Below are 25,545 nucleotides of genomic sequence, written 5' to 3'. Positions count from 1 at the left end.
GAGCGACTTCAGTCGCGACGGGCTTTACCGATAGCGCCCGTCGCGACTGAAGTCGCTCCCACAGGTGTACCCACACGCGAACGGCGGCGGCCGATCTCCGGTGTCGCGCTACTCCAGCTGTTCGCGCGCGAATGCCGCGTCCAGCGCTTCCATCGCATCGCGCGGCTTGAGCTTGGCCGCCTTCTCGAATGCGGCGGCGGCCGCGTCCTCGCGCTTGTCGCCGTGCAGCAGCAACAGCACGTTGGCGTGCTCGACATGCGCGATCGGCGTGTCCGGGGCCAGCTTCAGTGCCTGCTGGATGTGCTGCTCGGCGGTCGCGGCCTTGGCGCCGTAGGTCAGTCCGCCGATCATCGCGCCGACCTTGCCGATGATCTCGGCGTGGTACAGCGCCAGCGCCATGTGCGCCTCGGCGTGCTTGGGCTGCAGTTCCAGCGTGGTCTCCAGCGATTGCCGCACCTTGCCGGCGATGCCTTGCTTGAGCGCCTTGACGATGCTCAGACCCTGGCTGTAACGGCCCAGCGCGAAGGCGTGGCGGTAGTGGCTGTTGGCTTCGTCCGGCAGCGCGGCGATCGCCGCTTCGGCCAGCGTCGCGGCCTGCTGCAGGCGCTGCAGTTGTTCCTTGTCGTCCTCGACCAGATAGCCGGCATGGATGCCGAGCGCCTTGACCGCGACCGAGGCGCCAAACACGCCCAGCGCCTGTCCTGCGGTGTAGGCCTGCTGGAACTGGCCCTGGTGGAAGGCGCGCCAGGCCTCGATCAACGCCGCCGACAGCGTCTGTGCGTCGTGGCCTTTTCCGGCCTTGCCGGCGGCGTCGAGCAGCGCCTGCGCGCGCGCCGGGTCCGGGTACGGTTCGCAGTCGCCGGCGTGCAGCTTCGGCCAGGCCTTCTTCAACGCCTCGCCCGGGTAGGCGTAGGCCTTGGCGTCGTGCGGAAACGGCGCCCATGCGGTCGGTTTTGCTGCCATGCGTGGCCTCCCTGTAGTCTCGCCGAGCATGGCGCCGCCATGGCCGCCTGGCAAGCTGCACTGCGGATAGTGTGTTTGCTCAAGCCGCTGCCGCCAGCATGCGTCGCATCGGTGCCGCTGTCGGCACCCGGGAGACCTGCGATGGCGACGAAGAAGCGTTCCACCTCCGCACACCGTTCCGACACGCTGGCGCCACGGCACCTGTGGCTCGCCGGCCTGGGCCTGGTGTCGCTGACCCGCAAGCGTGCGCTGGCCGCCGCGGCCGATGCCGCGATCGGCGCGAATACCCTCAAGGCGCTGGTGGCGCAGCTGGCCGACGGTGCCGAAGCCAGCGTGCGCGAGGGCGCCGCGGCGCTGCGCGGCCAGGTGCAGCCGTTGAGCGCCGAGGTCGAGGCGCGGCTGCAGCCGGTGCTGGTCAAGCTCGGCCTGCAACCCGCGCCACACGCTGCGCCGCGCAAGCGTGCCGCCGCGCCCAAGACCGCCAAGCGGGCGGCGAAGAAGACTGCCGTTGCGCGGCGCCCGCGTGGCGCGGCCAGCAAGCGCAGCGCGCGTTCGCAGTAGCGGCGACAGCGGCGGCAAGCGGCAACGGTAGCGCGTCGGGTTTTCCGGTGTCGGTCGTGGCCTGCATCAACAGGCCGCACCGCGGCTGTTTCTCCGCGCACATCCGGATGCGGGGTGAGGCGAGGACGGCGACGCAATCGCAAGGAGCCGCCGTCGCCTTGACCTGGCGGAAGGCGGAAGGCGGCGGCGACGCGACGAGGCGGTGGTCTGGCAGCAGGATCCGCTTTGCGAGAAGGCGCCTGGCTTGTGCGGGATCATGGGATCACTGGATAACCCTGTGGGAGCGACTTCAGTCGCGACGGGGCGTTCCCGGGAACCCCTGTCGCGACTGAAGTCGCTCCTACAACGGACATCAAAATGCCGCTTCGACCGTCCTAGCGCGGCGTCCGCACCATGCGCTCGAGCAGGTGCTCGAGCACGCGCTCGGGCTGCGCGGTGCGGCCGACATGCGCCGACGACATCTGGATCACTGAGCTGCGCCGCGCGGTCAGCCAGTGGAAGCGCGCGCGCGGCGGCAGCAGCGCGATCGGGCCGGCGTCGGCATCGCCGCGGCAGATCGCCGGGATCGCGTCGAGGTAGGGCCGCAGGCGTTCGATGTCCAGGGTCGGGTCCAGCGCGTGCAACCGCGCCGGCTGCAGTTCGATCGCGGCCTGCAGCAGTTTGGAGGTCGGGCACGACACGATCACCCCGACGTTGACGAATTCCTCGCGCTCCACCCGCGGCACCACGCGGATGACCGCGTAGTCATAGGTGTGCGGCGTGAGCACGGAGCGCCTCCTCGACGAACGCGGCGCGCAGCGCGAGCCGCCGTTTCAGGTAGTCGGCGTAGGCCTGGCGATGTGCGTCCAGGTCGTCGAAGCAGGCCTCGGCCTGCAGCCAGGCGTCCGGGATCCGCGCCACGATCGCATCGATGACCGCATCGGTCAGCCGCGGCGCCAGTTCCGCATCGGCCTGGGCGATGGCGCTGGCGTAGGGCAGCAGCACGTGGTCGCGGATGCGCGCGAACGCCGAGGCGCAGGCGTTGCCGGCATGCTCCCAGTCGTGGTGGAAGTACAGCGCCGCGCCATGGTCGATCAGCATCAGCTTGCCGTGCCAGACCATCAGGTTGGTGTTGCGCGCGGTGCGGTCGACGTTGGTCACGTACGCGTCGAACCAGACGATCGCCGAGGCCAGCGCCGGATCCGGGCGCAATGCCGCCGGGTCGTAGTTGATCGCGCCGGGCAGGTAGTCCAGCGCCAGGTTCAGGCCCTCGCTGGCGCGGATCAGGTCCTGGATTTCCGGATCCGGCTCGGTGCGCGCGAACTCGCGGTCGAGCAGCGCGAACACCAGTTCCGGCATCGGCAGGCCGAGCGCGCGCGCCAGTTCGCCGCCGAGCAGTTCGGCGATCAACGCCTTCGGGCCTTGCCCGGCGCCGCGGAACTTCAGCACGTACAGGCCGTCGTCGTCGGCCTCGACCACCGCCGGCAGCGAGCCGCCTTCGCGCAGTGGGGTCACGTAGCGGGTGGCGACGACGGTTCTCACACGGATTCCGGGCGATGGCGAGGGCAGGGCGGCAAGCCTAGCCGATGCCGGCGGCGCTTGGCGAATCGGTGGGCGCGGTGCGTGAGGCAGACGGTGCCGTGGCGCTGCGTGCTACGTTGCGCAGACGCATCGGTCCAGTTCGTCGCGACGGGGACCAACCTTCGATGGCGCGCGCCATCGACGACAGGCCCGGCTCATCTTGGCGTAGTCCTGGCGCCGATGCGCCGCTTCCAGTTCGGCCCGTGCCTGCTCGATCTGCTCCTTGATCTTGGTCGCGCCTGCGCCGGAACCGAGCGCTTTGCGCGCGATCGCCAGGCGAGTGCCGTCGCTCGCGATCGATGCGGTCTGCCCGTCCGGCGTCACATCGCTGCATCGCCTGCATATGCACCCAGGGGCGCGCGATGCGCGGACAAACGGGAGCGAGTCCCGATCGCCGCTGTTGTCGCCCGGAGTGGCGCAGCCGGCGGGCACTAGATGCCAACCGTAGCGGCGATGCGCTCCCGCGCTCAGTCCAGATAGGCCTGCATCAGCGTGGACAGATGGGTGCGCTCGGCCTCGCGCAGGAACGGGCTGATCAGCAGCATCACCTGCACGATGCCGTGGCGGATCGCCAGTTGCTCGTCCTTCTCGCCGCGCGCGGCGGCGTAGTTGAGCCAGAACGTGGCCACCACCAGCACGTTGGTGGCGATGCCGCCCAGCTCCTGTGCGGTGGCGCGCATCGCGCCGGCCTGCGCCAGTCCCTGGAACACGGCCTGCACGCTGTCGTCGGCGCGGCGCAGGATGCGCGCGAAACGCAGGCGCAGGCGCCGGCTGCGGCTGAGGATCTCGATCAGGTCGCGGTACAGGAAGCGGTAGTCCCAGATGCACTCGAACACCAGGTGCAGTTGCAGCCAGATGTCCTCCAGCCCGGGCAGGCGCGCGCTCGGCAGCTCCAGCGCCGCGTCCATGCGCTCCTCGTAGCGCGCGAACAGGTGCTCGATGATGTCGTCCTTGTTGCGGAAGTGGTAATACAGGTTGCCGGGGCTGATCTCCAGCTCGTCGGCGATGTGGTTGGTGGTGACGTGCGGCTCGCCCTGTACGTTGAACATCGCCAGGGCGGTGTCGAGGATGCGCCGGCGGGTGTCGCGCGCCATCAGGCCAGCAGCTTCTTCACCAGGTCCACGTACTTCTTCTGCGCCTCGGCCTGCGGCATGCCCTTGAGCTTGGCCCAGGCCTCGTACTTGGCGGTGCCGACGAAGTCGAAGAAGCCCGGCTTGGCGCCGGCGACGTCGCCTTCCGCGCCCTGTTTGTACAGCGCGTACAGGCGCAGCAAGGTGTCGTTGTCGGGACGCTCCTCGCGTTGCTTGATGTCCTTGGCCGCTTTCTCGAAGGCCGCCTTGATGTCTGCCATGTCGCTGCTCCCGCCCGGATCGGGACGCATCACAGCACGGGCGACCGGCCCGGTCAACGCGGGCGCGACCGGCGCCGCGGCCGTCGCGATGCGAGCGGCCTGCCTGCTTGCGTTCGCTGCGGGCCACGCCCGCTGGCGGCAGGGTCGCGCGCCTTCGCGGCGCGCACGCGTCAGGCGAGGGACGTTGCCGGCGCCTGCGCGCTGGCCAGCATCTGCGTCTGCGCCTGCCGCGCCAGCGACGCCTTGGCCGCGATCGAGCGGATGGCGTCGGTCACGTCGGCGAGCGGGACGTGGCTGCTCAGGCGCTGGAACGTGTCGCGGCTGTTGTAGCCGGAGCCGTCCTTGAGGTACTGCTCGTACATCGACAGCAGTTCGGTGCAGGCGGCGGTCAGCGTGTCCACGTTGCCCGTGGCCAAGGCATGGCCGATCTGGTCGAGGCTGTGCAGGCAGTCGGAGAGCCAATGCAGGTCGTAGCGCGCGCTGCTCAGTTCCGGCGCGTTGTGGCCGCGGCTGTAGGCGCTGTAGCGGCGGATGCTCCTGGCCACCCGCGCCACGTGCGCGAGCAGCGTGCCGACCTCGGTGGCGATGTCCAGGCGTTCCATCACCAGGATCGGCACCGGCGGCCGCTCCACGGTGTCCTGCGCCGGCGCCTGTTCCTGCGTCTGCAGTTCCAGCGTCTGCCGCAGGCTGGCGTAGGCCTGCTGCAGCGTCTCCAGCTCCCGCGCGCTGACCGCCGCACGCGCCTTCATCTGCGACAGCGCGGCTTGATGGCGCGCAAGGCTGTCCTGCGCACTGGCCTGCTGCTGTTGTTCGCGACGCAGGCGCCCGAAGAAAATCCAGGCCAGCACGCTGGCGGTGAGCGCCCAGAGCGCGATGGCGGGAGTCAGGTAGATCAGGATGCCCATGAAGGCTCCTCGAAACGTTGCATCCTTTGTCGGCGCCAGGCGCGCGAACTTGAGCCCGGGTGTGGCGAGGCGTGACCGCGTTGGTCCTGCACGCGCTCCGCGGCGCTCGCCGAAGCGCTCGGCCTACTCGAAGCGCCAGCGCGCTCCGGCATACACGCCGAACCCCTCGCCGGGCGTGGAGCGCGCGGCGTCCCTGCCGGCGTCGTCGTAGCCGGGCGTCACCGTGGCCGCGTAGTGGCGGTCGCCGAGGTTGCGCAGCTCCAGCCAGCCCTGCCAGCGGCCGCCGGGGGCGTCGTAGCCGAAGCGGCTGCCGACGATCAGGTGGCTGTCGGCATAGACGCTGTTGGCGTAGTCCACCGCCATCTTCGAGGCGTACTCGGTGCTGAGCGCGGCGTACGCGCCGGCGCCATGCGCGTAGCGCAGTTCGGCCTGGTAGTAGTGGCGCGGCAGGCCGGGCAGCCGGTTGTGGCCGAAGCGCCCATCGTCGCGGTAGCGGAAGTCGCTGAAGGTATAGGCCTGGCGCAGCGCCAGCCGGCCGGCCGCGCCCTGCCAGAGCGTGCTGTCCAACCCGGCTTCGAGGCCGCGATGCACGGTGGGGCTGGCGTTGGATTCGGCGACCAGCAGGTTGGGGGCGGGCTGCAGTTCCACGCTCAGCAGTTCGTGGCGAACCTGGGCGTAGTAGCCGGTCAACTCCCAGCGGCCGAACGCGCCATCGCCGCGCGCGCCCAGCTCCAGCGTGGCCGCGGTCTGGTTCCGCAATGGCACCGCAGCGCGCTGGCGGCCGCTGGCGGCGCCGTTGCCGGCCGCGAAGTATTTGTCGGAACCCCACAGCATCGACCACGGATGCGCCGGTTCCACCGAGCGGCTCAGGTTGCCGAACCACTGCAGGTGCGGGCTGGCCTGCCAGGTGAAGCCCAGGCGCGGGGCGTAGTCCCAATCGCGCCGGTACAAGCCCTCGCCGGTGGTCGGCCAGGTCACCCGCACCTGGCTGCGGGTGTACACCAGGGCCAGGCCGGTCTGCACGCGCAGCGCGTCGCTCAGCGCCAGGTCGTTGCCCAGGTGCAGCACGCTGTTGCTGCCGCGATGCCGGAAATCGCGCGTGTGCGTGCCGGCCGGGTAGCCGTTGCTGGACAAGCGCAGCGTCTCGCGCACGTCGGCGCGCAGGTCGTGGGCGACGCGCAGGCCGACGCTGCTGACGCTGTCGTGGCCGAACAGCGCGTGGCGGTGGCGATAGTCCAGCGTGCCGTTGAGGTCGGCGTAGTCCAGCTGCTGCCGGTACAGGCTCTCGTTCAAGTCCATCGGGTACTTGTGGTAGACCAGCCCGGCCTGCAGCGTGGAGTCTTCGTCCAGCTGCAGCGTGGTGCTGTTGCCGATCCAGGTGCTGCCCGGCTGCGGACGGCGCGCGTCGATCGCCAGGTTGGCCGGGTTGGCGTCGCGCGGGCGGTGGCGGATCTGCGCGCGGGTCAGCCGGCCGGGCGTGTCGTGCTCGGTCTCGCGGTAGCGCAGGAACCAGCGGGTCTGCAGCGCGGGGGTCACCTGCCAGCCGACATTGGCCATCGCGCCGCGGCCGTCGCCGGCGGCATGCGCCTGGTAGCCGTCGTACGCGGTGTCGGTGTAGGCGAGGTAGTAGTCGAGCGCGTCGCGCACCCCGCCGATGCCGGCGCTGCGCTTGCGGTAGCCATGGCTGCCGCCTTCGTACTGCAGTTCCAGGCCGGGCGCCTCGCGGCCGCTGCGGCTGACGTAGTCGATCGCGCCGCCCAGCGCCAGCGCGCCGCGCTCGATGCCGTTGGCCCCGCGCAGGACCTCGACCCGGCTCAGCCACGATGGCTCCAGCAATTCGTAGGGTGTGCCGCCGGGGCCGGTCAGCGGCAATCCGTCCAGCGACACCGACAGGCCGGAAGCGTGCGCGCCGGGCGCACGGTTGATGCCCGAGCCGCGGATCGACAGCTTGACGCCCTCGTTGCCCGGCGATTGCGCGTTGATGCCGGGCTGATAGGCCAGCACGTCGGCGCTGCCGGCCAGGCGGCCTTGGCTGAGGGCGGTCATGTCGATGACGTTGCCGGCACCGGGAACGCGCAGCAGCGCCGCGCGTGCGCGCTCGCCGACATCGGTCGCCGTGACCTCGACGGTGTCGAGGGTGGTCGCCTGCTCGGACGCGGTGGCGGGCGCGATGGCGGCGAGGCTGCCCAGAACGGCGATGGAACGCAGGGAGAAATGCCTAGAACTGAGGAGGCGCCGGCGGGGAGGCAGAACGAACATGGGCAAGCACTATCTTTCGTTGGATGCTCGCTCGGCTGCCCGCTCCGGCCGAGCCGCGTGTTGCGGCGTCCGCAACAGGACCAGGCAAGCCAAACGAAGAGCGGGATGGTGATGCCTGCCCGAGCGGCGTCGCCGGCTCGGTCTGTCAACTGGCATCGGGGGGCGGGAAGTTTACAGCAGGCGTCCGACGCGTCACGCGCCGTGGTCGCAGCCCGCGGCTCTGTCTGCCATGCGGAGGCGGTCGCGCACGTCTCGCCACAGGTCGTTTCGCATGCCGGGTTCATGCCAGCCGGGTTCATGCAGGTGGAAGCACCGCGGGCGCTGCGGTACGCGCCGCAGCGCAGGCCTAGGTCGGATCGCCACCGGTCGCGTCCGCCGCCAGCGGTACCGCCAGCCCGGGCGTGACCGCGGCCACGGCCGCGGCAGGGCGCTTGGGCAGCAGCAGGCGCGTGCCCAGGCCGCGCAGCAGCGTGTTGCCCGGCATCTCGACCAGCCGGTACATCGCCCAGGCCGCCACCAGGATCGCCGCGGTGACCGGCACCGCCAGCCATGGGCTAGGGCGGACGTCGTCGCCGAGCAACGCCATTGCCGCGTAGATCAGCGGAATGTTCAGCAGGTACATGGAGAAGCTGCACTCGCCGCACATGGTGATGAACCGGTTGCCGAACAGGCGCGTGCTCAGGCCGGTGTCGAACGAGAACAGGAATACGAAGACGCCGGCGAACAGCGCCGGTTCCAGGCCCAGATACAGCTCGCGCTTGGTGCCGAGGTCGATGTCGATCACGCCGGCCACCACCAGGCCGATCGCGGCCAGCGTCAGCGCCTGCATGGCGCCCAGGGATCTCAGGCCGACGCCCGCGGCGACCCGGCTGCGCAGCAGGCCGAACAGCACGCCGGTGAAGAAGTAATGGATCTTGGAGCCGACGAAGGTGCCCGGCAGTGCCGCGCGTTGGGTCATCAGGGCGAACACGGCGACCAGCGCCACGATCAGCAGCGCCGCATTGCCGCGGCTGCCGAGCGACCACAGCGCCGCCCACAAGCCGACGAAGACCACGTAGAACTGCACTTCGGGCGGAATGCTCCACAGCGCCGAGACATTGCCGGAGAACAGCAGGTGGCGGGCGAGGTTGCGATGGGTGATCGCGTAGACGAAATTGGAGTCGACCAGGTTGTAGATCAGGTACGACCCGATCACCACCGTGAGATAGGCGGGGGCGATGCGCGAGAAGCGGGAGATGCCGTAGCGCGCCACCGCGGTGTAGTCGAACGGCTTTTCGCCGTAGAGGAACGCCATCAGGAAGCCGCTGAGGGTGAAGAACACCATGACCCCCATCTCGCCGGGGTGCAGCGGGCTGATCGCGAAGAAATGCTCCTCCGCCAGGTGCGCATAGACCACCAGCAGCGCGGCCATGCCGCGGATGCCGGTGAGCGAATCGATCCGTTGTTCCTGACCCATCGAGGGCATCTCCGTGACAATGGCGAGTCAATCGCATCCATGCCCCGCGCCCGCACGCTGCCTCGAGCGGCGCGCGGCCAGAAGGCATAGCGTTATTTCATGAGTCGATCAACGTCGACGCGTTGGCGCGCACCCGGCCAACGCAGACCCGCTTACATCGTGGCCGGATTGTAGGGGATCCAGGCGTAACGGCAAGCAACAGCGGTCGCGCTTCGCGACCGGCGCCCATCGCGGCGCGTGCCGGGCTGGCGATCGATGGGGCCCGGGGCCAGGCGGTGCCTGGCTCCGGACGGCGCGAGCGGCCTTGGCGCGGTTCAGCCCAGGATGCCAGGCAGATCCAGTCCCTTTTCCTTCGCGCAGTCGAGCGCGATCGGGTAGCCGGCGTCCGCGTGCCGCATCACGCCGGTGGCGGGGTCGTTCCACAGCACGCGGGCGATGCGCTTGGCCGCCGCCTCGGTGCCGTCGCAGACGATGACCATGCCGGCGTGCTGGGAGAAGCCCATGCCGACGCCGCCGCCATGGTGCAGCGAGACCCAGGTGGCGCCGCTGGCAGTGTTGAGCAGGGCGTTGAGCAGCGGCCAGTCGGAGACGGCATCGGAGCCGTCGGCCATCGCTTCGGTCTCGCGGTTGGGCGAGGCGACGCTGCCCGAATCCAGGTGGTCGCGGCCGATCACCACCGGCGCCTTCAGCTCGCCGTTGGCGACCATCTCGTTGAACGCCAGGCCCAGCCGGTCGCGATCGCCCAGGCCGACCCAGCAGATCCGCGCCGGCAGGCCCTGGAACTTGATCTTCTCGGCGGCCATGTCCAGCCAGCGGTGCAGATGCGGGTTGTCCGGGATCAGTTCCTTGACCTTGGCGTCGGTCTTGGCGATGTCCTCCGGATCGCCGCTCAGCGCCGCCCAGCGGAACGGGCCGATGCCGCGGCAGAACAGCGGGCGGATGTAGGCGGGCACGAAGCCGGGGAAGTCGAAGGCGTTCTCGACGCCTTCTTCCAGGGCCATCTGTCGCAGGTTGTTGCCGTAGTCCACGGTCGGCACGCCCAGCGCGTGGAAGGCGAGCATGGCGCGGATGTGGTTGGCCATCGAGTCGCGCGCGGCGGCCTCGACTTCCTTCGGCGCGCTCGCGCGCTTTTCGTCCCACTCTTCCACGCTCCAGCCCTGCGGCAGGTAGCCGTTGACCGGGTCGTGCGCGGAGGTCTGGTCGGTCAGCAGGTCCGGCTTGACCCCACGCACCAGCAGTTCGTCCAGCACGTCGGCGACGTTGCCGAGCAGGCCGACCGACAGCGGCTTCTTCGCCGTGCACGATGCCTCGATCAGGCGCAGCGCTTCGTCCAGGTCGTCGGTCCAGGTATCGAGATAGCCGGTGCGCAGGCGCATCTCGATGCTGCTCTTGCGGCATTCCACCGCCAGGCACGAGGCGCCGGCCATCACCGCGGCCAGCGGCTGCGCGCCGCCCATGCCGCCGAGGCCGCCGGTGAACAGCCACTTGCCGGCCAGGCTGCCGGCGTAGTGCTGGCGGCCCATCTCGACGAAGGTTTCGTAGGTGCCCTGGACGATGCCCTGCGCGCCGATGTAGATCCAGCTGCCGGCGGTCATCTGGCCGTACATGGCCAGGCCCTTTTTATCCAACTCGTTGAAGTGGTCCCAGGTGGCCCAGCGCGGCACCAGGTTGGAATTGGCGATCAGCACGCGCGGCGCATCTGCGTGGGTGCGGAACACGCCGACCGGCTTGCCGGACTGCACCAGCAGGGTCTGGTCGTCGTCCAGGCGCCTGAGCGCGGCCACGATCGCATCGAAGGATTCCCAGTCGCGCGCGGCGCGGCCGATGCCGCCGTACACCACCAGTTCCTGCGGGCGTTCGGCCACGTCCGGATCCAGGTTGTTCATCAGCATGCGCAGCGGCGCCTCGGTCAGCCAGCTCTTGCAGCTGAGGGTGCTGCCGGTGGGCGCGTGGATCGTGCGGGTGGTGTCGAGGCGGGTCATGCGGCGCTCCGGGAGTGGGCGAAGTGGAGACAGGACGCGAGCACCTGCTGCAGCGTGCGGCGCAGCGGCGCGGCGTGGTCGGGGTCCAGCGGCGTGGGCCAGGTGCGCTCGTCCACGCGCGCGGGTTCGTGCATATAGCCGCGGCAGGCCAGTTCCATCTGCAGCGTGTGCACGCCGCCGGGAACATCGCTGTAGTGGCGGGTGATGTAGCCGCCCTTGAAGCGTCCGTTGCGCACATGGCCCATGCCGCTCGCCGCGCACAGCCGCTCGACCGCATCGGTGAGCGCAGGGTCGCAGCTGGTATCGGGCGCACCGGAACGGCCGGCGCTGCCGATGTTGAACTGCGGCAGCTCGCCGTCGAACAGGTGCGGGATATGCGAGCGGATCGAGTGCGCGTCGTACACCACCACGGTGCCGTGGATCGCGCGCAGGCGCGCGATCTCCGCGGCCAGCGCGGCGTGGTAGGGCGCGAACCAGGTGTCGCGGCGGCGGGCGATCTCGGCCGCGTCCGGGCCATGCCCGTCGCGATACAGCGACTGGTTGTCGAAGGTGGTCAGCGGGCACAGGCCAGTGGTGTTCTGGCCTGGGTACAGCGAGACGCCGCTCGGGTCGCGGTTGAGATCGATCACCGAGCGCGACACCGCCGAGCGCAGCGTGGTGGCGCCCATGTCGCCGGCGAACGCGTACAGCTCGTGCACCCACCAGTCCGCGTCGCGGCGGGCCAGCCACGGCGAGACGAAACGCGCGGCCAACGCGTCGGGCAGTTCGGTGCCGGTGTGCGGGAAGCTGACGATCAGCGGCGCATCGCCGCGGTGGACGCTGAGCCAGTCGGGCAGGGATGTCATGAAAGCCTCGCTTTGCTTCTTTTGTAGGAGCGGCTTCAGCCGCGACCGGATGTCACTGGTGACGGCCGGTCGCGGCGGATCCCGAAAAGGGGACAAGAGCCGCTCCTACAAGGGGTCATGATCCGGACATTGCATCGGGCAGCGACACATCGACCGCGCCCGCCAGCGCACCATCGCGCACCAGCGCCGTGGCGGCGAGCATGTCCGGATGGAAGTAGCGGTCGTCCTGCAGCGCCGGCACCTGCGCGCGCAGCAGCGCGCGCGCCGCTTCCAGTGCGGCGCTGGAGGTCAGCGGCGCATGGAAATCGCAGCCCTGCGCGGCGGCGAGCAGCTCGATGCCGACCACGTTGGCCGCGTTCTCGGCCATCGCCAGCAGGCGCCGCGCGCCGTGCGCGGCCATCGACACGTGGTCTTCCTGGTTGGCCGAGGTCGGGATCGAGTCGACGCTGGCCGGGTAGGCGCGCTGCTTGTTCTCCGACACCAGCGCCGCGGCAGTGACCTGCGGAATCATGAAGCCGGAGTTGAGCCCCGGCTTGGGGGTCAGGAACGCCGGCAGCCCGGACAGCGCCGGATCCACCAGCATGGCCACGCGGCGCTCGCTGATCGAGCCGATCTCGCACACGGCCAGCGCCAGCATGTCGGCGGCGAAGGCTACCGGCTCGGCGTGGAAGTTGCCGCCGGACAGCGCCTCGCCGGTGTCGCTGAACACCAGCGGATTGTCGGACACGCCGTTGGCCTCGATCGCCAGCGTAGTCGCGGCCTGGCGCATCACGTCCAGCGCCGCGCCCATCACCTGCGGCTGGCAGCGCAGGCAGTACGGATCCTGCACGCGCACGTCGTTGTCGCGATGCGAGTCGCGGATCGCCGAGCCCTGCATCAGCGCGCGCAGCGCCGCGGCGGTGGCGATCTGCCCGTGCTGGCCGCGCAAGGCATGGATGCGCGGATCGAACGGGGTATCCGAGCCCTTCGCCGCCTCGGTCGACAGCGCGCCGGCGACCAGCGCGGCATGGAACACGCGCTCGATCTCGAACAGCCCGGCCAACGCGTAGGCGGTGGAATACTGGGTGCCGTTGAGCAGCGCCAGGCCTTCCTTCGCGCCCAGCGCCAGCGGCTGCAGCCCGGCCTGCGCCAGCGCTTCGTGCGCCGGCAGGCGCCGGCCGCCGACGAAGGCCTCGCCGACGCCGATCATTACCGTCGCCAGATGCGCCAGCGGCGCCAGGTCGCCGGAGGCGCCGACCGAGCCCTGGCACGGCACCACCGGCACCACGTCGTGGCGCAGCAGCGCTTCCAGCAGGGCCAGCGTGGACGGACGCACGCCCGACGCGCCCTGCGCCAGGCTGGCCAGCTTCAGCGCCATCATCAGCCGCACCACCGGCGCCGGCATCGGCTCGCCGACCCCGGCCGCGTGCGACAGCACGATATTGCGCTGCAAGGTGTCCAGGTCCTCGCGCTCGATGCGCACGCTGGCCAGCTTGCCGAAGCCGGTGTTGATGCCGTACACCGGCGCGCCCTTGGCGACGATCGCTTCCACCGTCTGCGCGCTGCGCAGCACCGCCTCGGCGCAGCCGGGGTCCAGGCGCACGCCGGCGCCGCGGTACACGTCGCGCCATTGCGCCAGGCTCACCGCGCCGGGGCGCAGCAGGATCTCGTGGTCGTTCATTGTCCCCTCCAGATGCGCGCATGCAGCGGGTTGAAGCCCATGCGGTAGACCAATTCGGCCGGTTGTTCGATGTCCCAGATCGCCAGGTCGCACTGCAAGCCGGCGCGCAGCCGGCCGACCTGCTCATGGCGTCCCAGCGCGCGCGCCGCCTCGCGGGTGAAGCCGGCGATGCATTCGGCCACGGTCATGCGGAACAGCGTCGCCGCCAGGTTCATCGCCAGCAGCGGGCTGGTCAGCGGCGAGGTGCCGGGATTGCAGTCGGTGGCCAGCGCGCGCGGCACGCCGGCGGCGCGCAGCGCGGCGATCGGCGGCAGCTGCGTGTCGCGGGTGAAATAGAACGCGCCCGGCAGCAGCACCGCGACGGTGCCGGCGGCGGCCATCGCGGCGACGCCGGCGGCGTCCAGGTATTCGACGTGGTCGGCCGAGAGCGCGCCGTAGCGCGCGGCCAGCGCCGCGCCGCCCTGGTTGGACAACTGTTCGGCATGGATCTTCAGCGCCAGGCCGTGGCGTTGCGCGGCCTGGAACACCTGCTCGGTCTGCGCCGGGCTGAAGGCCAGGTGCTCGCAGAACACGTCCACCGCCTCGGCCAGGCCCTGCGCGGCGACTGCGGGGATCATCCGTTCGCAGACTTCGTCGATGTAGGCCTGCGCGTCGACGCCGGGCGGCACCGCGTGCGCGCCGAGGAAGGTCGGCGCCACCACGACCGGGCGCAGTTCGCCCAGCCGCCGCGCCACGCGCAGCAGGCGCAGTTCGTCGTCCAGGGTCAGCCCGTAGCCGGACTTGATCTCCACCGTGGTCACGCCCTCGGCCAGCAGCGCGTCCAGTCGCGGCAGGCTGGCGGCGAGCAGCGCGGTTTCGTCGGCGGCGCGGGTGGCGCGCACGGTCGAGACGATGCCGCCGCCGGCGCGGGCGATGTCGGCGTAGCTGGCGCCGAGCAGGCGTTGCTCGAACTCGCCGGCGCGGTTGCCGGCGTAGACCAGATGGGTATGGCAGTCGATCAGGCCGGGGCCGATCCAGCGCCCGCCGCAGTCGACGCTGTGCAGCGCGGCCAGCGGTGCCGGCAGCGCCGCGGCGGCGCCGGCGTAGACGATGCGGCCGTCGCGGCAGGCGACCACGCCGTCGCGGACCAGCCCCAGGCCGCCGTCCTCGGCGTCCAGCGTCATCAGGTGGGCGTTGTGCCAGAGCGTGTCGCAGGGCATGGTCACGGGCAGGCTCGTCGGTTATTTTGTATATACAATATTGTGGTCGACGGAGGGTGTCCAGTGCAGACCCTGGCGCAGCAACAGGCGGGCGGGAACGAGGCGGCGAGCGGTTTCTGGTGCGCGCAGGCGCTGTTGCCGGAAGGCTGGGCGCGCGACGTGCGGATCGAGGTTCGCGGCGGGCGCATCGCCGCGGTGCAGGCCGGCGTGGCCGCGGTGCCAGGCGACTCCACGCTGGCGATCGCGGTGCCCGGGCTGGGCAACCTGCACAGCCACGCCTTCCAGCGCGGCATGGCCGGGCTGACCGAACTCGGCGGCCGCAGCGGCGACAGCTTCTGGAGCTGGCGCGAGCTGATGTACCGCTTCGTGCAGCGGCTGGATCCGGACAGCATGCAGGCCATCGCCGAGCAGGCCTACGTGGAGATGCTCGAGGCCGGCTTCACCCGCGTCGGCGAATTCCACTACCTGCACCACGCCGCCGACGGCCGGCCGTATGCCGACCGCGCCGAGATGGCGCAGCGCCTGGCTGCCGCGGCGCAGACCAGCGGGATTGGTTTGAGCCTGCTGCCGGTGTTCTACGCGCATGCGGACTTCGGCGGCGCCGCGCCGAACCCGGCGCAGCGGCGGCTGATCCACGACGTGGACGGCTACGCCGACCTGCTGACCGCCAGCCGCCGCGCCTTGCGCGGCCTCGACGACGCGGTGCTCGGCATCGCCCCGCACAGCCTGCGCGCGGTCACCCCGGACGAACTGGCCGCGCTGCTGCCGCTGTGCGACGGCCCGGTGCACATCCACATCGCCGAGCAGACCCGCGAGGTCGACGCCTGCCTGGCCTGGAGCGGGCAGCGGCCAGTGCAGTGGCTGCTCGCGCACGCGCCGGTGGATGCGCGCTGGTGCCTGGTCCATGCCACCCATGTCGATGCCGGCGAAGTGCAGGCGATCGCCGCCAGCGGCGCGGTGGTCGGCCTGTGCCCGATCACCGAGGCCAACCTCGGCGACGGACTGTTCCCGATGCGCGCGTTCGTCGATGCCGGCGGGCGCTTCGGCGTCGGCTCCGATTCCAACGTGTTGATCGATGCGGCCGAGGAACTGCGCCTGCTCGAATACGGCCAGCGCCTGCAGCTGCGCGGACGCAACGTGCTCGCCGGCGACGCCGCGGCCTCCAGCGGCCGCTTCCTGTTCCAGTCCGCGGCGCAGGGCGCGGCGCAGGCATTGGGCGTGGAGCAGGGCCTGCGCGTGGGCGCGCCGGCCGACCTGGTCGAACTGGATCCCGCGCACCCGGCGCTGTGCGCGCGCAACGGCGATGCTTTGCTCGACAGCTGGATCTTCGCCGCGCGGCGCGGTGCGGTGCGTTCGGTCTGGCGCAACGGCCGCGCGCTGGTGCGCGACGGCCGCCATCATCGCCGCGACGCGGTCGCCGCGGCCTACGCGCGGGCGCTGACCGCGCTGTTGGACGCATGATCCGGCGCCGTCCGCTGCGCGCCGCAGCGCAGGCGCGCCGATGAGCCAGCCCCGGCCCGCGGCGACGCTCAACCACCGCATCCGCAGCGACATCGAAGGCCGCATCCGCAGCGGCGAATGGCCGCCGGGCCATCGCATCCCGTTCGAACACGAACTGATGGCGCAGTACGCCTGCTCGCGGATGACGGTCAACAAGGTGCTGGCGATGCTCGCCGACGCAGGCATGATCGAGCGCCGGCGCCGCGCCGGCTCGTTCGTGGCGCGGCCGCATCCGCACATGGAACAGGTGGCGCTGGAGATCCCCGACATTCCGGTCGAGGTCGCCGCGCGCGGCCACGCCTACCGTTTCGAACTGATCGAGCGGCGCCAGCGCGCGCCGCGTTCCGAGCTGCCGCAGGAGGCCGAGGTCGCTGCCGCCGGCACGCTGCTGTCGCTGCACTGCCTGCATTTCGCCGACGGGCGCCCGTTCGCGCTGGAGGAGCGGGTGATCAATCCGGTGGCGGTGCCGGAAGCGCTGCAGATGGATTTCGCGGTGACCGTGCCCGGCAGCTGGCTGCTGCAGCACGTGCCGTGGACCCGTGCCGAACACCGCATCAGCGCGGTCGGCGCCAACCCCGCGCAGGCGGCGCGCTTGCTGGTCGCGGCCGGCACCGCCTGTTTGCTGATCGACCGGCAGACCTGGCGCGGCGAACAGGCCGTCACCTTCGTGCGCCAGGTGTTCCTCGGCGACACCTACGACCTGGTCGCGCGGTTCTCGCCGGGCGCGCGCTGAGCCCCCGCGGCGCGGCGTCGATCGGCTGCGTCGGCGGCGTCCGATGCTGCGCCGCCGCACGCTCGCGCCGCAGCACGCGTTTGTCCTGCCTGCCGCACTCTGGCAAGTTAGCGTCCAGGACGGACGCGGCGAGGGGCCACGGCCGCAGAACGAGGGATGGTTCGGCATGACGTATTTCGTTACGGGCGCCACCGGTTTTATCGGCCGTTATCTGATGGCCAACCTGATGCGGCGCAAAGGCCTCATCCACGTCCTGGTCCGCAAGGAGTCGCAACGCAAGTTCGATGCGCTGGTGCGCGAGCAGGGCTGGGACGCCAAGCGCCTGGTGGTGCTGCACGGCGATGTCGGCGCCGATTGCTGCGGCCTGGGCGAGGCGCAGCGGCAGGCGCTGCGCGGCAAGGTCAAGCACTTCTTCCACCTGGCGGCGCTGTACGACCTCACCGCCAAGGCCGAGGCGCAGCGGGTGGCCAATCTCGACGGCACCCGCAACGCGCTGGAACTGGCCGCGCAACTCGATGCCGGCATCTTCCACCACACCAGCTCGATCGCGGTGGCCGGGCTGTATCCGGGCATCTTCCGCGAGGACATGTTCGAAGAGGCCGAAGGCCTGGACGATCCCTACCTGCGCACCAAGCACGACGCCGAGGCGCTGGTGCGCGCGGAAACCCGGATCAAGTGGCGCATCTACCGCCCTGGCATGGTAGTCGGCGATTCGCGCACGGGCGCGATCGACAAGATCGACGGGCCGTATTACTTCTTTCCGCTGATCAAGAAGCTGCGCCAGTTGTTGCCGCCGTGGGCGCCGATGCTCGGCATCGAGGGCGGGCGCATCAACCTGGTGCCGGTGGATTTCGTCGCCGACGCGATGGACCACATCGCGCACAAGCCCAAGCTCGACGGTCACACCTTCCACCTCACCGATCCTGAGCCATTGCGCGTTGGCGAGGTGCTCAACGTGTTCTGCCGCGCCGGCCACGCGCCGGAGATGACCTTGCGGGTGGACGCGCGGATGTTCGCGTTCGTGCCGTCGGGCATCCGCGCCGCGCTCGGCGGCCTGCCGCCGATCCGCCGCTTCACCGGCATGCTGCTGCGCGATTTCCGCATCCCGCGCGAGGTGCTGAAGTTCATCACCTATCCCACGCGCTTCGACAGCCGCGAGACCGAGCGCGCGCTGAAGGGCAGCGGCATCGCCGTGCCGCGCCTGGAAGACTACGCCTGGCGCCTGTGGGACCACTGGGAACGGCACCTGGATCCGGACCTGTTCGTCGATCGCACGCTCAAGGGCAAGGTGCGCGGCAAGGTGGTGCTGATCACCGGCGGGTCCTCCGGCATCGGCCTGGCCACCGCGCAGCGCGTGGCCGAGGCCGGCGCCACCACGATCATCGTCGCCCGCGGCGAGCAGGATCTGTTCGCCGCGCGCGATGCGATGAACGCCAAGGGCGGCAAGGTGTTCGCCTATACCGCCGACCTGTCCGACCTGGCCGGCTGCGACGCGCTGCTCAAGACCGTGCTGGAGGCGCACGGCCACGTCGACGTGCTGATCAACAACGCCGGCCGCTCGATCCGCCGCTCGATCGAACTCAGCTACGACCGCTTCCACGATTTCGAGCGCACCATGCAGCTGAACTACTTCGGCAGCCTGCGCCTGATCATGGGCGTGCTGCCGGGCATGACCGGGCGGCGCAAGGGCCACATCATCAACGTCAGCTCGATCGGCGTGCTGGCCAATTCGCCGCGTTTCTCCGCCTACGTGGCGTCGAAGGCGGCGCTGGACGCGTGGAGCCGCTGCGCGCAGGGCGAACTGTCCGGCAAGGGCATCAGCTTCACCACGGTCAACATGCCGCTGGTGAAGACGCCGATGATCGCGCCGACCAAGATGTACGACAGCGTGCCCACGCTGAGCGTGGACGAGGCCGCGGACCTGATGGTCAAGGCGATCATCGAGCGCCCGAGCCGGGTGGCCACGCGCCTGGGCATCTTCGCCGCGCTGGTCAACGCGGTCGCGCCGAAGGCCTACGAGGTGGTGATGAACACCGCCTTCGAACTGTTCCCCGACTCGGCCGCGGCCAAGGGCGACCGCAAGGCGCTGCGCGAAGCCAAGCCGAGCCAGGAGCAGATCGCGTTCGCCGCTTTGATGCGGGGGGTGCATTGGTGATGAGCCGGGATTTGCGCGTCGGGATCGGGGATTCGCAAGAGCGTGGCGCCTGCGAATTCATCGTCCCGCTGTCTGCATCCGGCGCGGCGAATCCGCTTTTACCAATCCGGAATGCCCAATCCCGAATCTCGGCTCAGAACGTTCTACATTGCCGCCAGCGGACCGGCTCGTCGTGGCCGGGACGCGGATTGAGTTGGATGCGCACGGTGCGCAGCGCGGGATAGCGTTCCACTTCCTTGCAGATCAGCGGCAGCACCTGTGCGTCGTCGCCGCTGCGGTCGATCACCAGCGTCATCTGGGTCTGCCAGATGCCGCGGATCACCCCGGGTGTCCTGGCCATGGCCTTGGAAACCGCCCGGCGATGGCCGGCTTCGGTGGCGGCGTCGGGTTCTGCGGCCGACGGCGCGGCCTCGGGCGCTGCGGTGGGGTGTGTTGCGGCGGCGACCGGCGCAGGGCCTGGCGTGGCGACCGGTGTCGGCTTGGGCGCGGCGGACGTGGCCGCAGCAGGCGCGGGCGCTGCAGGAGCGGTAGGAGCCGGGGTGGTGCCAGGCGCGGGCAGGGCGGCGCTGGACGCGGCATCGGCGTTGCGCTGCTGCAGCGCCAGCCCGCCCAGTCCGACCAGCAGACCCAGGGTCAGCGCGGCCAGGGCGGCGATGGCGGTATGCCGCTGCGCGCGCCGGCGGGAAGCGCCGATCACGCCGTCCTCCAGTTCGCTGGGCAGGTAGCGCTTGAGCATCGGCCAGATGCGGCGGCCGTCGAGGATCTCCACCGACTGCTTGTCGGCGGCGGCGATGCCGTCGCGCTGCACCTTGCCCTCGGTGACCAGGATGCCGCCCTGCGCGCCCATCAGCCGCGCCGCCGCGCCCAGTTCGTTGACCGCGGCCGAGCCGATCCGGTAGGCGCGGCCGTGCTTGCACGACAGCAGCCAGCGCGCGTCGCCGCGGGTCATCACGAAATCGCTTTGCGGTTCCAGCGCCGCATCTTCGTCGACCGCGTCGTGCAGGTCGCGTTGCTCGCGCATCGCGCGGCGCACCATGCGCGAGAAGTCGCGCCAATGCAGTCCGGCCAGGGCGTGCAGTCCGGCGGTGGTCTCGTTCTCGCGGCGGCGGACCAGCCACAGGTAGAGCGTGGCAGCGAGCCATGCTCCGACTGCCAAGACCGTTGCCACTATCCAGGAAACCATGCTCGTACCCGCGTAACGCTATTCGATGACGCCAGTTTATCGCCAGCGTGTCACGGCGCCGGCAAGGCGACAGCGGGGAACGGCGGACAGGAGAAGACCCGCCAGTCCGAAGCCGTGAGGGGAGGGGAGCAAACGGTCTTCAGGTGGACTGGCGGGCCCGCTCCGATTGTCGGAAAAAATCTGCTGCTTTGCAACAAAACGTCATTCGGACGTTGCAGGTGCCGCCGCGCGCTTGCGGCTGGCGCGTTTCGGCGCGGGGGCGGCGCTAGCGACGACCGGACCGGCGCGGCGGCGCGCCGGTGCCGGCTGCTTGGCCGCACGGGGCTTGGGTGCGGCGGTCTTCGCCGCTTTCTTGGCCGCCGGCGCCTTGCTCTGGGCCTTGCGCGCGCTGCGACCGCCGCCGAGGTTGCGCAGTTCGGCATTCAGCGCGTCGACGCGCTCGACCAGCGTGCCGAGGTCTTCGCGGCTGGGCACTTCCAGCCGGCGCAATGCGCGCTGCACTCGGTCCTCGAACACCTTTTCCAGCCGGTCCCAGGTATCGGCGGCGCGTTCGCGCGCCTGGCCGACCCGGTTCTCCACGACATCGCGCACCGCCTCCACGCCGCCGCCGGCCAGCTTGCGCGTGCTCTGTTCCAGGGTCAGGCCTTCCTTCACCAGGGTCTCGAACAGCTTGCCGCCTTCGGCCTGGGCGCGGCCGAACGCGCCGACGCCGGCCAGCCACACCTGCTGCGCCGATTCGCCCAGGCGCTTGGACAGCTTTTCCGCCTGCGCCTGCAGGCCCTCGTCGCTGGCGGCAGTCTTCTTCTTGCGTGCGGACTTCTTCAGGGTGGCCATGGCGGTGCGGTTCCTTCGGCAGTTGGGTGGCTGGGTTCGAGACTCACGACGTTGGTTAGAGTAATCACACCAGCGTCGCGACGTGTCAGTCGGCGGGCGGCGATGGGCGCCGCGTGCGGCGGGTGGCGCGGCGCTTGGCGATGACCTGGTCGACGTCGTCGAGCGCGCGGCGCAGGCGCGCGGTGGTCTCGGTCATGCGCCGCGGCTGCACGTCCACGCCATCGGTGAAGGTGCGGTGGCGATCGTTGAGGATCTGGTGGCGCAGGGCGATGCCGTGCGCGGCCAGCATCGGCTCCAGCACTTCGGCGTTGCGGCGCAGGTCGGCCAGGGTGTTGCGGTAGGCCAGCTGGCAGACGCGATGGCGCGCGGCATAGCTGAACAGATTGGTGAAGAACAGTTCGCTGTTGTCGGCATTGGGCTCGAACACCAGTTGGTCCACCCGCGGGTATTGCCGCGCGTACTTCTCCAGCCCGACCTGCATGCGCGATTGCAGTAGGGTGCGGAAGGTCTGCGACAGCACCGCCGGCAGGCCGCCGCTGAGCAGGCGCGCGCGGTCGATCTGGCCGTTGCGGCGCGGCGCGTGGGTGGCGTCGTAGGGCACCAGCGGGTTGATCCCGATCATCAGGTCGATGCCGCGCTCCAGCAGCGTGGAGGCGTGCATCGTGCGCCGCAGCGCGCCGTCGACGTAGTGGTGGCCGCCGATCTCCACCGGCGGGTACAACCCCGGCAGCGCGGCGCTGGCCTGCACCGCCAGCGAGATCGGCACCTGGTCCAGGCCCGGCTCGCCGAAGCGCACGGTGCGGCCGCTGTCCAGGTCCACCGCGACCACGAACAGGTCGGCGTCCAGCGTGCGGAAATCGTTGCTGCGGCCGCGCCGGCTGAACACGTCCTGCATGAAGCGCTCGACCCCGGCGTTGTCGAACAGCCCGCTCGGCACCAGGCCGCCGAAGCGGGTGATCAGGTCCGACCAGCGGGTCTTGCGCGGCTCGGTCAGCAGGTCGTGCCACCAGCCGTAGGCGAGCTTGGGCAGGGTCGCGGCGCGGCGCAGGTATTCGTAGACGTTGGGGCGCAGGAAATCCTCGGGCCGGAAATGCGCATCGTCGCTGTTGCCGGTGACGAAGATCCGGCAGATCTCGGCGCTGCTGATGCGATTGGCCAGCCCGGCGGTCAGGAACGCGCCGGAACTGACCCCGACGTAGCAGTCCAGCCGGGTCAGGTCGAGCCCGTCCAGGGCATCGTCCAGCGCGCGCAGCGCGCCGAGTCCGTACATGCCGCCGATCGGGCCGCCGCCGGCGATGGCCAGGCCGATGCGGCCATGGGAACGAGGGCGTGGCGAGGCGCTGTGGAGGGAAAGCATGCGCGGTCCGCAAGAGGCGTTGGCTGGAGTGTAGCCGAGCGCATGAAGCTTGCGGTCGCGCGCGGCTGCCACCATCATCGGCGCCCATGGCGCGCAGCAATCCCGTCCTCGAACGACTCGGTCGCCGCTTGGCGTGGCACCAGGCCGTGCACGATCCGGTGCACGAGCCGCGCAATGCGCTGCGCTGGCTGCAGGAACTGCGGCGCTGGCAGTCGCAGCGGCTGGAGCGCAGTTTCGAGCACTTCCTGGAAGACCCGCAGCGGCGCCCGGCGGCGATGTTCTTCCTCACCGATGTCTATGGCGACCGCGATTTCAGCCGTCGCGACGCCGACATCGTCAAGGTGCTGCCGATGATGCAGCGGCTGATGCCGGCCACGCTGCTGGACACGGTCGCCGACGGCATCGAGCTGGGCGTGCTGACCCACGCGCTGGACCTGCGCATGGCCGAGGCGCTGCAGGCGCTGGCGCCGCGCCGCAAGCGCCTGGACGATGCGCTCTACGCCGAGGCGTACCAACAGACCGGCCTGCGCCGCCTGCGCCTGCATCAGATCGACCTGATCGCCAGCGTCGGCCTGGGCCTGGCCAACGCGGTGCACACTCCCGGCGTGCGCATGCTGCTGCGCTTCGCGCGCGGCCCGGCCAAGGCGGCGGGCCTGTCGGAGCTGCAGGGATTCCTGGAGCGCGGCTTCGACGCGTTCTCCAAGCTCGGCGATGCCGAAGGCTTCATCGGCGACATCGAGGGCACCGAGCGCGAGGTGTCGCGGCGCCTGTTCGCCGGGCACCCGCAGCCGTTCGCTTTCGACTGAGCGGGGCGCTGCTGTTCCTTCTCCCACCGGGAGAAGGTGCCCCGCAGGGGCGGATGAGGGTACGGGCGAAGCCACGTGCACCCAAATCAGCGAGACGCTTTCGCGCCATACCCTCACCCCAACCCCTCTCCCGGTGGGAGAGGGGCTAGCGCTGTTCCTTCTACCCTTGGGAGAAGGTGCCCCGCAGGGGCGGATGAGGGTACGGGCGCAGCCTCGTGCACCCAAACTCAGCGAGTCGCTTTCGCGCCGTACCCTCTCCCCAACCCCTCTCCCGGAGGGAGAGGGGCTAGACGGTCCCTTCTCCCATCGGGAGAAGGTGCCCCGAAGGGGCGGATGAGGGTACGGGCGCAGCCACGTGCTCCCAAATCAGCGAGACGCTTCGCGCCGTACCCTCACCCCAACCCCTCTCCCGAGGGGAGAGGGGCTTCGCGGCTCAGCCCAGCTTCTCGGCCAGCACGCGGCGGATCTCGCTTTCCACCGTGCCCTTCAGCGCCGACAGCAGGAAGCCCAGCTCGGCGGTGACATGCACCTGCTTTGGCAGCAGCTCGATGCGCCCGTCCACGCCGGAGCGCGAGAACAGCAGCGCGTCGCCGTCCCAGCGCGATTCCAGGTCGAAACGTTCGGACAGCTTCTTGGCGGCGGTTTCGATCGCCTTGCGCGCCTGCGCAGGGGTCTTGTCGTGGTCGTGGCGGATGTCGATGCTGGACATGCTGGCTCCTGTGCGGGCATGCGGCCCGCGTAAACGATCAGGCATTGTGCGTATGCGCGGAGTGTTGTCCAGGTGCGGCGCGCTTCTTCAAGCGCGGGCAACCTGCTAGGCTCCCCGCCGTGCCCGACCTGCAAGTCCATTTCAGCAACCGCCAGCAACCCGACCGACCCCTGCGCGCGGGCGTGCACCGCATCGTGCGGCAGGCGTCCGGGCATGTGCGCGTGGTCGACGACACCCAGGGCGCGCTGCTGCTGGCGCAGTTCTGCCTGGACCGGCGCGGGCTGTGGCTGCAGGTGGCCAACGGCGCTCGCGGCATCCATGTGAACGGACGTCCGGTGCGGCGCATGGCGCTGTTGCGCGCCGGCGATGCGGTCTATGCCGATGGCGTGGAAATGGTGGTGCAGGGCGTATGCGAGCCGTTGCAGCGGCTGCCCGACGTGGCGGAAGGCGAGGGCGACGATCCGCGGCTGGTGCTGCGCGGCGTCGGCGGCCAGCACCATGGCCGCAGCTACACCCTGGACCGGGTGCGCAGCATCGGCCGCCTGCGCGACTGCGACATCTGCATCGACGATCCCGCCTTCGCCGAGCGCCATGCGCGCCTGGAGCGGCATGGCGAGCGCGTGCTGCTGCGCGGGCTCGGCGATGCGCAGACCCAGGTCAACGGCAATGCGGTACGCGATTGCTGGCTGCAGCCGGGCGACCAATTGGTGTTCGACGCGCAGCACCGCTTCGTGCTGGAAGTGCCGCAGGCCGCGGTCGGCGAGCCGCTGAAGCACGATCCGGCGAGCGCCGCGTCCGCCGCCGCGCCCGAAGCCGCGCCGCGCGCGGCCACCGCGTTGCGCTGGCCGTGGCTGCTGCTCAGCGCCCTGCTGCTGGCGGCCGCGCTCAGCGGGCTGCTGTGGTTCGGCGCGCGCTGAGCGCTCGCCAGACCCGCCAGCCCAGCAGCAACGCCAGGATCGCCGCGTACAGCAGCGGTTCGCGGATGTCCGACTTCACCAGCCACCAGAAATGCAGCACCGCCAGCACGCCGATCGCGTAGATCGCCTTGTGCAGCTTGCCCCAGTTGCGCTTGAGCCGGCGCATCCAGCCCTGGGTGGAGGTGATCGCCAGCGGGATCAGCAGCAGCCAGGCGGTGAAGCCGACGGTGATGTAGGGGCGTTTGACGATCTCCTCGAAGATCTGCGCCCAGTAGCCGCGCAGGTCCAGGCCCAGGTACACGCCCAGGTGCACGCAGGCATAGAAGAACGCGTACAGCCCTAGCATGCGCCGGAAGCGCAGCAACGCCGACTGCCCGGTCAACTGCCGCAACGGCGTGATCGCCAGGGTCAGCAGCAACAGGCGCAGCGCCCACAACCCGGTGCGGTGCTCGATCTCTGCCACCGGATCGGCGCCCAGCGCATCGCTGCCGGCCTGCCACACCTGCCAGAACTGCCAACCCAGGAACGCCAGCGGCGCCAACGCCAGCGCATGGACCACGCCCTTGGCCGCGATCAAGCCAGCCGAACCGGACTTCACGGCCATATCGCG

General features: G+C 70.5%; 24 protein-coding genes. 6 read left to right on the top strand and 18 right to left on the bottom strand.

Annotated features, from left to right (window positions below; translation table 11 throughout):
• Positions 1-108: 108 nt before the first annotated feature.
• Complete coding sequence (locus VDQ83_RS09815) at positions 109-963, bottom strand: hypothetical protein (RefSeq protein WP_455434765.1); 855 nt, start codon at positions 961-963, stop codon at positions 109-111.
• 141 nt (positions 964-1,104) lie between these two features.
• Here VDQ83_RS09815 and VDQ83_RS09810 point away from each other — a divergent pair, with 141 nt between their 5' ends.
• A complete protein-coding gene (locus tag VDQ83_RS09810; protein WP_455434764.1) occupies positions 1,105-1,524 on the top strand; it encodes a hypothetical protein in 420 nt (139 codons plus the stop codon).
• Positions 1,525-1,898: 374 nt separating this feature from the next.
• Here VDQ83_RS09810 and VDQ83_RS09805 read toward each other — a convergent pair whose 3' ends face one another.
• The 12 genes from VDQ83_RS09805 to hutI form a co-directional block, all read right to left on the bottom strand.
• Entirely contained in the window at positions 1,899-2,291 is a 393-nt protein-coding gene (locus VDQ83_RS09805; RefSeq protein ID WP_309920740.1) for a DUF3037 domain-containing protein, read from the bottom strand.
• Entirely contained in the window at positions 2,269-3,045 is a 777-nt protein-coding gene (locus tag VDQ83_RS09800) for a HipA family kinase (RefSeq protein ID WP_263394708.1), read from the bottom strand. Before VDQ83_RS09800 ends, VDQ83_RS09805 begins: the two co-directional genes overlap by 23 nt.
• Before the next feature lie 111 nt (positions 3,046-3,156).
• Positions 3,157-3,408, bottom strand: coding sequence for a hypothetical protein (locus VDQ83_RS09795; protein WP_455434770.1), 252 nt, complete (start codon positions 3,406-3,408; stop codon positions 3,157-3,159).
• Positions 3,409-3,551: 143 nt separating this feature from the next.
• Positions 3,552-4,178, bottom strand: a complete 627-nt coding sequence (locus tag VDQ83_RS09790) for a TetR/AcrR family transcriptional regulator (RefSeq protein WP_455434763.1) — start codon at positions 4,176-4,178, stop codon at positions 3,552-3,554.
• Positions 4,178-4,435 (bottom strand): acyl-CoA-binding protein, encoded by a 258-nt coding sequence (locus tag VDQ83_RS09785; RefSeq protein ID WP_184410100.1) that lies wholly within the window; start codon positions 4,433-4,435, stop codon positions 4,178-4,180. Before VDQ83_RS09785 ends, VDQ83_RS09790 begins: the two co-directional genes overlap by 1 nt.
• Before the next feature lie 170 nt (positions 4,436-4,605).
• Positions 4,606-5,340, bottom strand: a complete 735-nt coding sequence (locus VDQ83_RS09780; RefSeq protein ID WP_309920733.1) for a hypothetical protein — start codon at positions 5,338-5,340, stop codon at positions 4,606-4,608.
• A 123-nt stretch (positions 5,341-5,463) separates the two neighbouring features.
• A complete protein-coding gene (locus tag VDQ83_RS09775) occupies positions 5,464-7,599 on the bottom strand; it encodes a TonB-dependent receptor family protein (RefSeq protein ID WP_455434762.1) in 2,136 nt (711 codons plus the stop codon).
• Between the two features lie 346 nt (positions 7,600-7,945).
• Entirely contained in the window at positions 7,946-9,055 is a 1,110-nt protein-coding gene (locus tag VDQ83_RS09770; protein ID WP_455434761.1) for an acyltransferase family protein, read from the bottom strand.
• A 314-nt stretch (positions 9,056-9,369) separates the two neighbouring features.
• Entirely contained in the window at positions 9,370-11,037 is a 1,668-nt protein-coding gene (gene hutU / locus VDQ83_RS09765; RefSeq protein ID WP_455434760.1) for a urocanate hydratase, read from the bottom strand.
• Positions 11,034-11,882 carry an N-formylglutamate deformylase gene (gene hutG / locus VDQ83_RS09760; RefSeq protein ID WP_455434759.1) on the bottom strand — a complete coding sequence of 283 codons (849 nt, stop codon included), beginning with the start codon at positions 11,880-11,882 and terminating at the stop codon, positions 11,034-11,036. Before hutG ends, hutU begins: the two co-directional genes overlap by 4 nt.
• A gap of 115 nt (positions 11,883-11,997) precedes the next feature.
• Positions 11,998-13,542: a histidine ammonia-lyase gene (gene hutH / locus VDQ83_RS09755; protein ID WP_455434758.1), complete on the bottom strand. Its 1,545-nt coding sequence runs from the start codon at positions 13,540-13,542 to the stop codon at positions 11,998-12,000.
• Positions 13,539-14,741, bottom strand: a complete 1,203-nt coding sequence (gene hutI / locus VDQ83_RS09750; RefSeq protein ID WP_455434769.1) for an imidazolonepropionase — start codon at positions 14,739-14,741, stop codon at positions 13,539-13,541. Before hutI ends, hutH begins: the two co-directional genes overlap by 4 nt.
• A gap of 63 nt (positions 14,742-14,804) precedes the next feature.
• On the opposite strand from hutI, the gene VDQ83_RS09745 reads away from it, so the two are divergent.
• The 3 genes from VDQ83_RS09745 (at position 14,805) to VDQ83_RS09735 (ending at position 19,129) form a co-directional block, all read left to right on the top strand.
• Complete coding sequence (locus VDQ83_RS09745) at positions 14,805-16,202, top strand: formimidoylglutamate deiminase (protein ID WP_455434757.1); 1,398 nt, start codon at positions 14,805-14,807, stop codon at positions 16,200-16,202.
• 40 nt (positions 16,203-16,242) lie between these two features.
• Positions 16,243-16,974 carry a histidine utilization repressor gene (hutC, locus tag VDQ83_RS09740; protein WP_455434756.1) on the top strand — a complete coding sequence of 244 codons (732 nt, stop codon included), beginning with the start codon at positions 16,243-16,245 and terminating at the stop codon, positions 16,972-16,974.
• Between the two features lie 166 nt (positions 16,975-17,140).
• Entirely contained in the window at positions 17,141-19,129 is a 1,989-nt protein-coding gene (locus VDQ83_RS09735) for an SDR family oxidoreductase (protein ID WP_455434755.1), read from the top strand.
• 133 nt (positions 19,130-19,262) lie between these two features.
• On the opposite strand, the gene VDQ83_RS09730 is transcribed toward VDQ83_RS09735, so the two are convergent.
• The 3 genes from VDQ83_RS09730 to VDQ83_RS09720 all read right to left on the bottom strand — a co-directional run bounded on the left by VDQ83_RS09730 (position 19,263) and on the right by VDQ83_RS09720 (position 22,503).
• Positions 19,263-20,285: a restriction endonuclease gene (locus tag VDQ83_RS09730; RefSeq protein ID WP_455434754.1), complete on the bottom strand. Its 1,023-nt coding sequence runs from the start codon at positions 20,283-20,285 to the stop codon at positions 19,263-19,265.
• Between the two features lie 228 nt (positions 20,286-20,513).
• The gene (locus VDQ83_RS09725; RefSeq protein ID WP_455434753.1) at positions 20,514-21,146 is read right to left on the bottom strand and encodes a phasin family protein; all 633 of its coding nucleotides are present in this window, start codon (positions 21,144-21,146) and stop codon (positions 20,514-20,516) included.
• 85 nt (positions 21,147-21,231) lie between these two features.
• Positions 21,232-22,503, bottom strand: coding sequence for a patatin-like phospholipase family protein (locus tag VDQ83_RS09720; RefSeq protein ID WP_263394695.1), 1,272 nt, complete (start codon positions 22,501-22,503; stop codon positions 21,232-21,234).
• 86 nt (positions 22,504-22,589) lie between these two features.
• Between VDQ83_RS09720 and VDQ83_RS09715 the strand changes: the two genes are divergently transcribed.
• Positions 22,590-23,309 (top strand): FFLEELY motif protein, encoded by a 720-nt coding sequence (locus VDQ83_RS09715; protein ID WP_317852718.1) that lies wholly within the window; start codon positions 22,590-22,592, stop codon positions 23,307-23,309.
• Positions 23,310-23,742: 433 nt separating this feature from the next.
• Here the strand turns inward: VDQ83_RS09715 and VDQ83_RS09710 are convergent, their stop codons facing one another.
• On the bottom strand, positions 23,743-24,018 hold the full coding sequence (locus tag VDQ83_RS09710) for a polyhydroxyalkanoic acid system family protein (RefSeq protein WP_145706328.1): 276 nt from the start codon (positions 24,016-24,018) through the stop codon (positions 23,743-23,745).
• A 119-nt stretch (positions 24,019-24,137) separates the two neighbouring features.
• Here VDQ83_RS09710 and VDQ83_RS09705 point away from each other — a divergent pair, with 119 nt between their 5' ends.
• Entirely contained in the window at positions 24,138-24,935 is a 798-nt protein-coding gene (locus VDQ83_RS09705; protein WP_455434752.1) for an FHA domain-containing protein, read from the top strand.
• On the opposite strand, the gene msrQ is transcribed toward VDQ83_RS09705, so the two are convergent.
• Positions 24,904-25,539: a protein-methionine-sulfoxide reductase heme-binding subunit MsrQ gene (gene msrQ, locus VDQ83_RS09700; protein ID WP_455434751.1), complete on the bottom strand. Its 636-nt coding sequence runs from the start codon at positions 25,537-25,539 to the stop codon at positions 24,904-24,906. The genes VDQ83_RS09705 and msrQ overlap by 32 nt on opposite strands.
• Positions 25,540-25,545: the final 6 nt, after the last annotated feature.

The organism is Xanthomonas sp. WHRI 7945 (genome assembly GCF_035026585.1).
Note: the sequence above shows the minus strand (reverse complement) of the source record. Positions and strands in the feature narration are given on the sequence as shown.

Excerpts from the sequence above, each read along its gene's own strand:
- hutG (WP_455434759.1), bottom strand. The coding sequence starts at position 11,882 with ATGACATCCCTGCCCGACTGGCTCAGCGTCCACCGCGGCGATGCGCCG.
- VDQ83_RS09735 (WP_455434755.1), top strand. The coding sequence starts at position 17,141 with ATGACGTATTTCGTTACGGGCGCCACCGGTTTTATCGGCCGTTATCTG.
- VDQ83_RS09775 (WP_455434762.1), bottom strand. The coding sequence starts at position 7,599 with ATGTTCGTTCTGCCTCCCCGCCGGCGCCTCCTCAGTTCTAGGCATTTC.
- VDQ83_RS09815 (WP_455434765.1), bottom strand. The coding sequence starts at position 963 with ATGGCAGCAAAACCGACCGCATGGGCGCCGTTTCCGCACGACGCCAAG.
- VDQ83_RS09715 (WP_317852718.1), top strand. The coding sequence starts at position 22,590 with ATGGCGCGCAGCAATCCCGTCCTCGAACGACTCGGTCGCCGCTTGGCG.
- hutI (WP_455434769.1), bottom strand. The coding sequence starts at position 14,741 with ATGCCCTGCGACACGCTCTGGCACAACGCCCACCTGATGACGCTGGAC.
- VDQ83_RS09725 (WP_455434753.1), bottom strand. The coding sequence starts at position 21,146 with ATGGCCACCCTGAAGAAGTCCGCACGCAAGAAGAAGACTGCCGCCAGC.
- msrQ (WP_455434751.1), bottom strand. The coding sequence starts at position 25,539 with ATGGCCGTGAAGTCCGGTTCGGCTGGCTTGATCGCGGCCAAGGGCGTG.
- VDQ83_RS09780 (WP_309920733.1), bottom strand. The coding sequence starts at position 5,340 with ATGGGCATCCTGATCTACCTGACTCCCGCCATCGCGCTCTGGGCGCTC.
- VDQ83_RS09710 (WP_145706328.1), bottom strand. The coding sequence starts at position 24,018 with ATGTCCAGCATCGACATCCGCCACGACCACGACAAGACCCCTGCGCAG.
- VDQ83_RS09785 (WP_184410100.1), bottom strand. The coding sequence starts at position 4,435 with ATGGCAGACATCAAGGCGGCCTTCGAGAAAGCGGCCAAGGACATCAAG.
- hutH (WP_455434758.1), bottom strand. The coding sequence starts at position 13,542 with ATGAACGACCACGAGATCCTGCTGCGCCCCGGCGCGGTGAGCCTGGCG.
- VDQ83_RS09770 (WP_455434761.1), bottom strand. The coding sequence starts at position 9,055 with ATGGGTCAGGAACAACGGATCGATTCGCTCACCGGCATCCGCGGCATG.
- hutU (WP_455434760.1), bottom strand. The coding sequence starts at position 11,037 with ATGACCCGCCTCGACACCACCCGCACGATCCACGCGCCCACCGGCAGC.
- VDQ83_RS09790 (WP_455434763.1), bottom strand. The coding sequence starts at position 4,178 with ATGGCGCGCGACACCCGCCGGCGCATCCTCGACACCGCCCTGGCGATG.
- VDQ83_RS09720 (WP_263394695.1), bottom strand. The coding sequence starts at position 22,503 with ATGCTTTCCCTCCACAGCGCCTCGCCACGCCCTCGTTCCCATGGCCGC.
- VDQ83_RS09810 (WP_455434764.1), top strand. The coding sequence starts at position 1,105 with ATGGCGACGAAGAAGCGTTCCACCTCCGCACACCGTTCCGACACGCTG.
- hutC (WP_455434756.1), top strand. The coding sequence starts at position 16,243 with ATGAGCCAGCCCCGGCCCGCGGCGACGCTCAACCACCGCATCCGCAGC.